Origin of the sequence: Micromonospora sp. NPDC049047 (genome assembly GCF_040649135.1) — a bacterium.
In the GTDB taxonomy this organism is placed as follows: Bacteria; Actinomycetota; Actinomycetes; order Mycobacteriales; family Micromonosporaceae; genus Micromonospora.
Genome location: NZ_JBEZEY010000030.1, coordinates 75,993 through 85,468, shown reverse-complemented (window position 1 = coordinate 85,468; position 9,476 = coordinate 75,993). Strand labels below are relative to the sequence as shown.

13 protein-coding genes are annotated in these 9,476 nt (G+C 70.3%); 8 read left to right on the top strand and 5 right to left on the bottom strand.

Features of this window, described 5'->3' with window-relative positions:
• The first annotated feature begins 59 nt into the window (after window positions 1–59).
• The 6 genes from AB0B86_RS31220 (at window position 60) to AB0B86_RS31195 (ending at window position 2,893) form a co-directional block, all read left to right on the top strand.
• The gene (locus tag AB0B86_RS31220; protein WP_357410729.1) at window positions 60–305 is read left to right on the top strand and encodes a winged helix-turn-helix domain-containing protein; all 246 of its coding nucleotides are present in this window, start codon (window positions 60–62) and stop codon (window positions 303–305) included.
• A gap of 186 nt (window positions 306–491) precedes the next feature.
• Window positions 492–779, top strand: coding sequence for a DUF6244 family protein (locus AB0B86_RS31215; protein WP_357410860.1), 288 nt, complete (start codon window positions 492–494; stop codon window positions 777–779).
• Between the two features lie 210 nt (window positions 780–989).
• The gene (locus AB0B86_RS31210; protein ID WP_357410731.1) at window positions 990–1,697 is read left to right on the top strand and encodes a DUF3800 domain-containing protein; all 708 of its coding nucleotides are present in this window, start codon (window positions 990–992) and stop codon (window positions 1,695–1,697) included.
• A gap of 136 nt (window positions 1,698–1,833) precedes the next feature.
• Window positions 1,834–2,133 carry a hypothetical protein gene (locus AB0B86_RS31205; RefSeq protein ID WP_357410733.1) on the top strand — a complete coding sequence of 100 codons (300 nt, stop codon included), beginning with the start codon at window positions 1,834–1,836 and terminating at the stop codon, window positions 2,131–2,133.
• A gap of 47 nt (window positions 2,134–2,180) precedes the next feature.
• Window positions 2,181–2,492 (top strand): hypothetical protein, encoded by a 312-nt coding sequence (locus AB0B86_RS31200; RefSeq protein WP_357410735.1) that lies wholly within the window; start codon window positions 2,181–2,183, stop codon window positions 2,490–2,492.
• Window positions 2,489–2,893, top strand: a complete 405-nt coding sequence (locus AB0B86_RS31195; protein ID WP_357410737.1) for a hypothetical protein — start codon at window positions 2,489–2,491, stop codon at window positions 2,891–2,893. Before AB0B86_RS31200 ends, AB0B86_RS31195 begins: the two co-directional genes overlap by 4 nt.
• On the opposite strand, the gene AB0B86_RS31190 is transcribed toward AB0B86_RS31195, so the two are convergent.
• Together AB0B86_RS31190 and map are read right to left on the bottom strand one after the other, a co-directional pair.
• On the bottom strand, window positions 2,890–3,336 hold the full coding sequence (locus AB0B86_RS31190) for a nitroreductase family deazaflavin-dependent oxidoreductase (protein ID WP_357410739.1): 447 nt from the start codon (window positions 3,334–3,336) through the stop codon (window positions 2,890–2,892). The genes AB0B86_RS31195 and AB0B86_RS31190 overlap by 4 nt on opposite strands.
• A 103-nt stretch (window positions 3,337–3,439) precedes the next feature.
• Window positions 3,440–4,258, bottom strand: coding sequence for a type I methionyl aminopeptidase (map, locus tag AB0B86_RS31185; RefSeq protein WP_357410741.1), 819 nt, complete (start codon window positions 4,256–4,258; stop codon window positions 3,440–3,442).
• 99 nt (window positions 4,259–4,357) lie between these two features.
• Here map and AB0B86_RS31180 point away from each other — a divergent pair, with 99 nt between their 5' ends.
• Entirely contained in the window at window positions 4,358–4,624 is a 267-nt protein-coding gene (locus AB0B86_RS31180; RefSeq protein WP_357410743.1) for a helix-turn-helix transcriptional regulator, read from the top strand.
• Window positions 4,625–4,690: 66 nt separating this feature from the next.
• Here the strand turns inward: AB0B86_RS31180 and AB0B86_RS31175 are convergent, their stop codons facing one another.
• Both AB0B86_RS31175 and AB0B86_RS31170 read right to left on the bottom strand, forming a co-directional pair.
• Entirely contained in the window at window positions 4,691–5,677 is a 987-nt protein-coding gene (locus AB0B86_RS31175) for an SEC-C metal-binding domain-containing protein (RefSeq protein ID WP_357420314.1), read from the bottom strand.
• A gap of 104 nt (window positions 5,678–5,781) precedes the next feature.
• The gene (locus AB0B86_RS31170) at window positions 5,782–7,248 is read right to left on the bottom strand and encodes an MFS transporter (protein WP_357420313.1); all 1,467 of its coding nucleotides are present in this window, start codon (window positions 7,246–7,248) and stop codon (window positions 5,782–5,784) included.
• A gap of 208 nt (window positions 7,249–7,456) precedes the next feature.
• On the opposite strand from AB0B86_RS31170, the gene AB0B86_RS31165 reads away from it, so the two are divergent.
• Window positions 7,457–8,032, top strand: a complete 576-nt coding sequence (locus tag AB0B86_RS31165; protein WP_357410750.1) for a TetR family transcriptional regulator — start codon at window positions 7,457–7,459, stop codon at window positions 8,030–8,032.
• Window positions 8,033–8,039: 7 nt separating this feature from the next.
• Here AB0B86_RS31165 and AB0B86_RS31160 read toward each other — a convergent pair whose 3' ends face one another.
• A complete protein-coding gene (locus AB0B86_RS31160) occupies window positions 8,040–9,398 on the bottom strand; it encodes a pentapeptide repeat-containing protein (RefSeq protein WP_357420312.1) in 1,359 nt (452 codons plus the stop codon).
• Window positions 9,399–9,476: the final 78 nt, after the last annotated feature.

Genomic DNA, 9,476 nt, shown 5'->3' with positions numbered 1-9,476 from the left:
TCATGTAAGCGCAAGGATCGACCACACATTGCTTGCTATACAAAGTTCCTCGTGATCGAATGGCAGGGCAGACCTGGGAGACACCAATGCCCGCCAAAGCGAAGTGGGCGCAGATCGCCGACGGCATCCGCGCTCAGATCAAGTCCGGCGACCTTGCGCCGGGCGACAAACTGCCCTCGACCTCTGAGCTGTGCCGTCAACACGACGTCTCGGCCATCGTCGTTCGTCAGGCCATCAACGCGCTCAAGATCGAGGGATTAGTGGAAGGTGTCGGTGGCGTCGGCGTGTTCGTTGCCGAACGCTGAACATCTGACCGCCCAAACGCCTCCCGTTCCCATGGCGCTCCAGATCCTGGACCGGTTCCGTCCTGCGGGGGTCGCCCGCTTGGCGGCACAGCCTGTCAGGTGACGTGGGAGCGAACGCTCGGTCGCGCTGAGTGCACGAATCTCGTACGCTCCCATGTGGTCTCCGCCGGTGCGGTGGTGGAGGCGATGGTCGACCAGGGGGAGGTGCGCGTGAGCGCAGGACAGATCATCGCGAGGCTGGCGGCGGCGTCGCAGAAACTGGACGAGGCGAAGGCCAAGACCGCAGCGGCAGCGCAGGACGCGGCCGAGGCGCGGGCACTCGTCGCCGGTGCGCTGGAAGGCGTGGCTGGCGGTCCGCTGGTCGGCATGATCGACGCGTACCGTCAGGCGCTCGCGCAGGCCTCCCAGGGTGGCGACCCGGCCAAACAGCATGTGCAGGAGACGATCGCCAAGGTCCGAGCGCTGGGAAACTGACAGCGGGCGGTGGCAGCGCAACCCGCCATCCACCCGCGCCAGTCGACATCACCTTGCGGCCTGCGGTCCCACTGTCGGCACCGGCGCTGCCCAGCCGTGACAGCCGACGTGAGGCGCGCGTCGAGAGGAACGTGAGGCGCCGGCATCCTGAGCGCGGCATCGGGGCGCGTCAGCCGATGTGCCGGCGCTCGGATCGTTACCCTGCGTCCTGTGCTACTCACCTACGTCGACGAGTCGTTTACCTCTCGCGTCTACTGGATCGGGGCGCTGATGGTCCCGGACGGGGTAGCGATCCAACTGAGCGAGGCACTCGACCAGGTCGTAGCGGACGCGGCAAAGACCTACGGCGTTTCCGTCGACGTTGAGCTGCACGGGTACGACATCTTTCACGGCCGCAAGGGCTGGAAGGGTATCCCGCCTCGTGCGCGGATCGCGGTCTACAAGGCGGCGATGAGGGCGATCGGTGTGCAGGATGTGGCGATCATCCTGCGTGGTGTGAGGCGTGAGCAGTTGGCCAGGCGGTACGCGTACCCACGGCCGGCGCACGAGGTGGTGCTGTCGCATGTGCTTGAACGGGTCGACGGGTACGCCGCGTCCCGCGAGCAGTATGCGCTCGTCATAGCGGACGAAGTTCATGACCAGGCCACGCACCGGGCTGACCTGACTCGTTACCGAATCTCGGGCACTGGCGGATACAGATCCCGAAAACTGACCCGCATAGTCGACACGTTGCACTTCGCTCCGTCGCATGCGAGTCGGCTGGTGCAGGCAGTGGACCTGGTGACGTTCCTGTTTCAACGGCTTGAACTTCCGGGGATGATCCCACGTGCCGCGGCAGTGAACGAACAGCTTTGGGCGCTGGTGGAGCCTCGGTGCTACCACTCGTGGTGCTGGGATCCAATGGCGAAGCAGGAGTAAGCCGAAAGCACGAAGGGCCCGCTGACGCGGGCCCCAAGGCGGGCGCGGGAGCCCGACTAGGGCGTCCTGCGTTACCCACGCTAGCAGTTGTCCTCGAGCCGCACACGGAACCGAGCCCAAAGTTCCGCTGGCCGGCGTGCCGCGCGACTTCCGCACAAACCAGCACTTCACGCTGAAGCAGAACCCGCTGCGTCGTGAGCACCTTCAAGACTTCGTCGACTGCTACCTGCCGGGCAAGGACCGCGCCGAGCGGGTCGAGACCGAGCAGTTCAAGCCCTTCTCCTACGAAGATCTGATCGCCCGAGACAAGGTGAACCTCGACATCACCTGGCTCAAGGACGCCTCCCTGGAGGACGCCGACGCCCTGCTGCCGCCGGAGGTGATCGCGCAGGAGATCATCGAAGATTTGACCGGGCGCAGAGTCAGGATGAGGTGACGGCATGTCATCCGGGATCGGTGGTGCGATTCGTTAGGCTTGTCGGTATGACCGGACCGGTGAGCAAGAAGTCCTTCTCGCTTCCGCAGGACGTGGCGGAGCGCTTGGAGCGTGAGCCCAACGCCAGTGCGTACGTTGTCGACACGATCCGGGCGCGGATGCGTGCCGAGGATCTCGACGCCGAGTTGGCCCGCCGGGGCATGACGGTAACGGCGGAAGGGCAGGCCCGTGCCAGGACCCAACGCGCCCAGGTCGAGCAGGAATGGTCACCTGGTCGACGCGCCGCGCTGCGGGATCGCTCCCGCCGCGCGGCAGCGGAGATGCTCGATGGTCCCGGCAGTCAGGCTCCGGGCGCATGACGAGTCCCGACGCGCCGGCGGTCCGGCTGATACTGGACCGGTCCGCACTGCTCGCCTATGTGGCTGGATCCATGGACGTCGCCGAACCCATCCACGAGGTCGCCCAGGACGGGGTCCGGTTCGGGGTGCCGGCGGTGGTCGCGGCCGAGGTGCTGGCAGTGGTGGACGATCCGGGTGATCGTGCGGTGCTGCACCGACTGTTCGAACGGCCCGCCTGCGCGGTGCTGTCGACCTGGGGCGAGGACTGGCAGGAATTGGCGTACTGGCGGGTGGTGACCGGTCGGGTCGACCTCGCCGCTGCCGTGCTGGCTGTCCTGGAGCACGATGCCTCGGTGCTGACCAGCGAGGTCAAGGCGTACGGCGACGGCGGCGACCTTCCGGTCATCCGCTTTTCCGGCTAGGGCGCGCGTTCGACGACGACGACCGGGATCTCCCGGTCGGTGCCCTTCTGGTAGCGGGCGTACGTCGGGAAGACCTTCGTCATGACGGGCCACAGCCGAGCCCGCTCCTCGCCCGTCGCCGTCCGCGCCCGTCCGGTGAACCGTTCCGCGCCGACCTGGACCTCGACGGTCGGGTCGGCGCTGAGGTTCAGATACCAGGCGGGGTGGGTGCTGGCGCCCCCGTTGGAGGCCACCAGGAGGTGGTTGTCGCCGTCGCGGCCGTACATCAGGGCGGTGCGGCGCAGTTTGCCGGTGCGGCGTCCGCGGGTGGTGAGCAGCAGCGACGGTACGCCATGGAAGGTCTCGCCGTCGGCGCCGTCGGTCTGCACGTAGCGCCGGATGTGCGCGGCGACCCAGCCGACCGGGCTGTCCTCGATCGTCTCGTGCTGCTCGTGCGTGGTCACGGCATGTCTCCTCGGTGGGGCCGGCCCGGCCCCACTCGCCGATGTGCCGGGCGCTGTTCGGCACATTGTGCCCGATGGTCGGTTGTCTCGCCGGCCGTGCCGGTCAGGACGTGCTGGCGGACTGCCCACTGTGGTCGGCTGGCCGGGTGTCGTGCCCGGGGCGGGTGGTCAGCACCTGGGGCCCGGCTTCGGTGATCGCGACGGTGTGCTCGGAGTGGGCCGTGCGGGAGCCGTCCGCGGAGCGGATCGTCCACCCGTCGTCGTCAAACCTGATCTTGTCGGTGCTCCGGCAGAACCACGGCTCGATCGCGATCGTCAGGCCGGGCTTGAGTGTCATGCCCCGGCCGGGGCGGCCCTTGTTGGCGACGTGTGGGGCCTCGTGCATGGTGCGGCCGATGCCGTGCCCACCGAACTCGTTGTTGACCTGGTAGCCGTAGCTGTGGGCGACCTCGCCGATGGCGGCGGAGACGTCGCCGAGCTGGTGGCCCGGCTGTGCGGCGTCGATGGCGGCGGCCAGCGCGACCTCGGTGGCCTCGATCAGCGTGAGGTCTTCCGGGGCGGGGGTGCCGACGATGACCGACAGCGCCGAGTCGGCGACCCAGCCGTCGATCCCGACCGCCATGTCGATGCTCAGCAGATCGCCGTCGCGCAGGACGTAGTCGTGCGGCAGGCCGTGCAGCACCGCGTCGTTCACCGAGAGGCACAGGACGTTGCGGAACGGGCCGCGGCCGAACGACGGCGCGTAGTCCCAGTAGCAGGACTCGGCGCCCCGCTCCTTGATCCGACGGCGGGCGTGGTGCTCAAGGTCCATCAGGTTGACCCCGACGTCGGCGACCTCGCGCAGATCTGCCAGCAGCTCACCGACGAACTGGCCGGTCACGGCCATCCGTTGGATTTCCTCCGGGGACTTAAGCTCGATCACGACCAACCCTCCCTGTCCGTAGCGGTATATTTATACCACGCCTCGGTGCGTCGCCCGGATGGCGTTGCTGGTCCGCCACGGCAGATCTATCCTGCTCACATGGTTCGGCCACCGCTCACCCCCGCGCAGATTGCCGCGGGCCAACGTCTCGGCGCGGCGCTTCGGGTCGCACGGGGTGGCCGTCCCCTCGTCGAGGTGGCACTGGCGGCCGGCATCTCGCCGGAGACGCTCCGCAAGATCGAGGTGGGTCGGCTCCCGGCACCCGCGTTCGGCACTGTGGTCTGCCTCAGCGAGGTCCTCGGCGTCCCGCTCAGCGACCTGGCCGAGGTGTGGCTGGCCGACCTGCGCGTCCGTGAGGCGTCCTGACCGAGCGCCCGTCCCCGCTGCGCGGCTGTGCGGCGTGCCGGAGCGAGCGTCAGCGGGGCCGGCTGGTCAGCCGCGCGAGCGCGGCAGGCAGCACTTCTTGTACTTGGTGCCCGATCCGCACCAGCAGGCGTCGTTGCGCCCGGGCGGCCAGGCCCGTAGGTCGGGCCCGGTGAGCGAGTCGGCGTACTCGTCCTGGGTCTCCTCGTCGGTGGGGTCGTCGCCCCCGCGTTCGGCGAAGGCCGCCAACCCGGCGACGGAGCCGACGACCACGCCCAGGTCGGCGCCGCCCAGCCCGGACGCGTCGACGAGGGCGCGCTCGGTCTGGGCGCGGTGCTCGTCCCAGCTGGCGGGGTAACTGTCGGCGAGCGCGGGCCAGCGCAGCAACAGCGCGTTGAACTCCGCCCGCGGCCAGAACAGCAGCGTCGCGGGGCCGTCGTCGAGCGCGTCGAGCGCGTGGTTGCTCGCGGCGCGCAGCCGGTCGGCGAGGTTGTCGTACTCGTCGTGTGGCAGGCCCAGCCCTTCCCGCAGGTGGTGCCGCCGCTGGGTCAGGCCGTAGATCATGGCCGCGGCCTCGTCCTGGGCGTCCTCGGACTCGTGCTGCTTGTCGCGGGTGCGGGCCAGGATCGCGTCCAGCGCCTCGGTCAGCCACTGCACCGCCAGCTCGGGGTGACCGGCGTCGGCAAGCTCGTCGACCAGGTAGGTGGCGTTGGGATTGGTCTCCAACAGTGGGCGCAGGGCGGTCAGCTCGGCCATGCCCTCGTCCGTGCGGCCGAGGCGCAACAGCAGACCGGCGCGCACCGACCGGGCGTACGCGTCCTCGTCGGGTTGTTCGGCGATGGCACGGGTGGCCAGCGCGAGCGCGTCGGCCAGGTCGCCCGCCGTCGCCAGGATGTCCGCGGCGACGAGCAGGGCGTACCCGGTGTCGTCGGGGTCGGCGATCCGTCCCTCGTCGACCGCGCGCACCAGCTCGGCGATCAGGGCGGCCGGATCCGGGCTCGTGGGGCCCAGCGCACCGATCTCCTCGATGCGGTCGGCGGTCAGCAGTTCGGGCATGGCGGCATCCTGAAGCAGGGGAGTGGTGGACGGGCGCGAGGCGGCCAGCGTACTCCGGGACACGGCGAAGCCCGGGCGGCGAACCGCCCGGGCTCCGCCGTGGGTCAGCGGGTCGCCGGCATGGTGGCGAACTCGCCGGCTAGCTCCGACTCGATGATCGTCGCGGGGGACGGCCGGCGACCGGCCGACGCCCGCCGGGCGGACGGGACGGCGAGAGCCGCGAGCGCGGCGGCCAGCGCGATGGCCGTGAGAACGAGAAACCCGGTGGTGAAGCCGGCCTCCCGGGGCAAACCGTTGGCCTGCGGGTGCGCGGTGATCACACCGCTGACCACCGCGGCGCCGATGGCGCCTCCGATGGTGCGGATGTTGGCGTTCATGCCGGTCGCCACGCCGGTCTGGCTGGCCGGCACGCTGGCGACGATCAGGTTGGCCATCGACGCGAAGGCCAGTCCGATGCCGAGGCCGACGAGGCCGCCGGCGATGCCGACCTCCCAGCGGGTGTCGTGCGCCGCGGCGAGCATCGCCGAGGCGGCCACGTTGAACGCGGCGCCGGTGGCGAGCTGCGCCTTGGCGCTGAAGACCGCCTGGAGTCGGCCGGCGATCAGGCCGGCGACGAACATCGCGACGAGCATCGGCAGCATGAGCAGACCGGCCTGGCTGATGCTCGCGCCGAAGCCGTAGCCGGCGGCGGTCGGGGTCTGCACGAACTGCGGGAGGAACGCGTACACGGAGAACATCGACGCGCCGTAGAGCAGGGCGACCAGGTTGGTGGTCCAGACTCCGGGCAGGCGCATCATCCGCATGTCGATGAGTGGGTTCTTCGACCGCAGTTCGGCGACCAGCCAGCTGACCAGCAGCAGCACGGCGAGCGCCAGCAGGCCGAGCACCCGGGTGGAGGTCCAGCCCCAGGTCGCGCCCTGGCTGATCGGCAGCAGCAGCGCCACCAGCCAGCCGGAGAGCAGCAGCGTGGCCCGCCAGTCGATGCGCCCGGGGGTCCGGACCGGCGACTCGGGGACGAACAGGTGGGCGGCCACGGCGGTCAGCCCGACCACGACCATCGGGATCCAGAACAGCCAGCGGTAGTCGAGCGTGGTGACGATCGGGCCGGCCAGCACGATGCCCAGCCCACCGCCGACGGCGACGATCGCCGAGATGGCGGCCACCGCCGTGGAGACCCGTGCGGCCGGGAACTCGTCGCGGATGATGCCGAACGACAGCGGGAAGACCGCTCCGCCGATGCCCTGTACGACCCGGGCGAGGATGAGTACGCCGATGTTCGGCGCGATGGCGGCCAGCAGGCAGCCGAGCGCGAGTGCGGCGAGCGAGACGACGAGCATCCGCTCCTTGCCGACCATGTCACCGACCCGTCCGAGGATCGGTGTGAAGATCGACGCGGAGAGCAGGTAGGCGGTGAGTACCCAGGTGACTGTGTTCTGGGAGGTGTGCAGATCCTGCTGGATGGTGGGTAGCACCGGGGTGATCAGCGACTGGAGCATCGCGAAGAACCCGGCACCGGCCGCGAGCACGGTGAAGGTGAGCCGACGCGAGCCGCGTCGGGAGGTTGTTGCCACGAGAGAGAACTCCCTGATTACGTACTGAGCCCGTCGTTTGCGACGGGCAGGGCTGTCGGGTCCGGGCGATCGGGGTGGCCAGGCGGCGATCGGGCAGATCCCGAGGTAAGCTAACCGGAGGCAGGCCTCCGGGGGTTCCGGAGGGGTGCCTCCACTAAGTTAGCGGAGGGATGCCTCCGGATGCAACCAGGGTGAGGTGACGCACGTCATGACCAGCGCGGGGCAGGCGCCCGAGGTCTTCGCCCGACGGCCCAAGCGGGCCGATGCGCGGCGTAACTACGACGCGCTGATCGCGGCGGCGCGCGAGGCGTTCGCCGAGAACGGTGCCTCCGCCTCCCTGGAGGACGTCGCACGACGGGCCGGGGTGGGCATCGGCACGCTCTACCGCAACTTCCCCAGCCGACGGCACCTGTTCGAGGCCGTCTACGTCGAGGAGGTCCGGGCGCTCAGCCGCTCGGCCGAGGACCTGGCCGAACTGCCCCCGTGGGACGCGCTTGTCGCCTGGCTGCACCGCTTCGTCGCGTACGTGGCCACCAAACGGGCGCTCGCCGAGCAGTTGTTGCAGGACTCGGAGATCTTCACCAGCTGTCGGACGGAGATCTACGCCGCCGGCGAGCCGCTGTTGCGCCGCGGCCAGGATGCCGGAGTGGTCCGGGCCGACATCGGCTTCGACGACGTGGTGCGACTGATCAGCGGCCTCACCATGGGGCAGTTTTCCTCACCCGGGCAGCGCGACCGGGTGCTCGGCGTCGCGTTGGACGGCCTGCGCGTCACAGTGCGCTGACCCGGCCTCAGCGGTCGACCAGCAGCAGCCACTCGTCGTCGAACCGTTGCACCACAGTGCCCGCCGGCCAGCGGTGACCCAGGTCGACAACCGCCCGGGCCTGGTCGACGTACGGTTGCTGGCTGAACTGTGCGTCGCGGAAGCTGGCCATGCTGTGGAACCAGGCCCGGCCGAAGTTCGCGGCGTCGGTGAAGCGGGCCCCGTCGAACAGCGCCTCGGCGCCGAACACCGTCCAGCGGAACGCCACCATGTGCCGGAAACGCACGGAGTGGAAGTCGGCCGAGGCGCCGAACTCGGTGTGCTCCATCGACAGGGCGCCGTCGAAGACGCTCTCCTGGAACGTGGTGGTGTCCGCGAAGCGGGTCGCGTCGAAGCTTGTCGGCTGACCGAAGGTCGCCCGCCGAAACGACGTCGGGCCGGCGAAGCTGACTCGCTGGCAGGACAGGCCACCGGCGAAAGCGGTCCCGTCGAAGCTGGCCAGACCGCCGACGCGAGCGCCGTCGAGCATGACCTCGCCGTCGGCGGCGAGCCCCTCGAAGGTCACGTCGCCGAAGGACGCCGCCCCGAGCAGGAGACGCCCCCGGGCTGTCGCGCCCGCGAAGGTGGTCGTGCCGGTGAACGCCGCCGCCGTGAAGTTCGCGTCGACGAGTGTGCACCCCGAGGCGTCGAAGTCGACGAGCGTGGCACCGGTCAGGTCGAGCGTCAGCTCCGGCCAGTGGGCCGCGTCGTCCGCGCGCAGGTGCCCGGTGAGCACGCGCTGCGCGGTGCGCCGGACCTCCGTCTCGCGCGTTTCGCCGTCCGGTGCCGGCATCCGCAGGTACGCGCAGAGCACCGCCGCGATCGTCGGGCGCTGCCCCGGATTGTCCTGACCGAGGCGCTCCAGCGCGTGCAGGCCGCCGAGGCGTACCGCCGCGCTGTCGTTGCCGAGCAGCTCGACGGCCCGGGTGTAGAGCTCGGTCAGCCGGCGCTCGGCCGCGTCGTGTTCGGCCGCCCCGGCCTGGCGGTCCTGCTGGCGCTGCGCCGCCTCGGCCACCGCCTCGGCGTGCGCCTGCACCCGGTCCCGGTGCGCCTGGTCGCGGGCAGCGACGCGCTCCTGGTGCCGTTGCGCGCGTTCGGCGATCCACTGACGGCGGGCGGCCAGCAGCAGGGCCAAACCTCCGCCGGTGCCGGCGACCACTGTCAGACCGGTGCGGATCGCGTCGATGCGCAGCGTGGCCCGGGTGTCCGCCTGGCTGGCCCGGTCGGCCTCGGTGAGCAGCAGGCCCAGCACCAGCCAGCCCAGGGCGGCGGCGACAAGCAGGCCGACAAGCACCAGCCACCAGGGCATCACCCGTAACTGGCGCTCGGGAGGTTCGTCGGCGACCACTGCCACAGCATGCCATTCACGGTCACCGTCCGGAGGGTGTGTCACGGGCTGTCGGTGCACTGTGGAGTTCGTGCGGGT

Excerpts from the sequence above, each read along its gene's own strand:
- AB0B86_RS31175 (WP_357420314.1), bottom strand. The coding sequence starts at position 5,677 with ATGCCCGAACTGCTGACCGCCGACCGCATCGAGGAGATCGGTGCGCTG.
- AB0B86_RS31200 (WP_357410735.1), top strand. The coding sequence starts at position 2,181 with ATGACCGGACCGGTGAGCAAGAAGTCCTTCTCGCTTCCGCAGGACGTG.
- AB0B86_RS31215 (WP_357410860.1), top strand. The coding sequence starts at position 492 with ATGGTCGACCAGGGGGAGGTGCGCGTGAGCGCAGGACAGATCATCGCG.
- AB0B86_RS31180 (WP_357410743.1), top strand. The coding sequence starts at position 4,358 with ATGGTTCGGCCACCGCTCACCCCCGCGCAGATTGCCGCGGGCCAACGT.
- AB0B86_RS31220 (WP_357410729.1), top strand. The coding sequence starts at position 60 with ATGGCAGGGCAGACCTGGGAGACACCAATGCCCGCCAAAGCGAAGTGG.
- AB0B86_RS31165 (WP_357410750.1), top strand. The coding sequence starts at position 7,457 with ATGACCAGCGCGGGGCAGGCGCCCGAGGTCTTCGCCCGACGGCCCAAG.
- AB0B86_RS31195 (WP_357410737.1), top strand. The coding sequence starts at position 2,489 with ATGACGAGTCCCGACGCGCCGGCGGTCCGGCTGATACTGGACCGGTCC.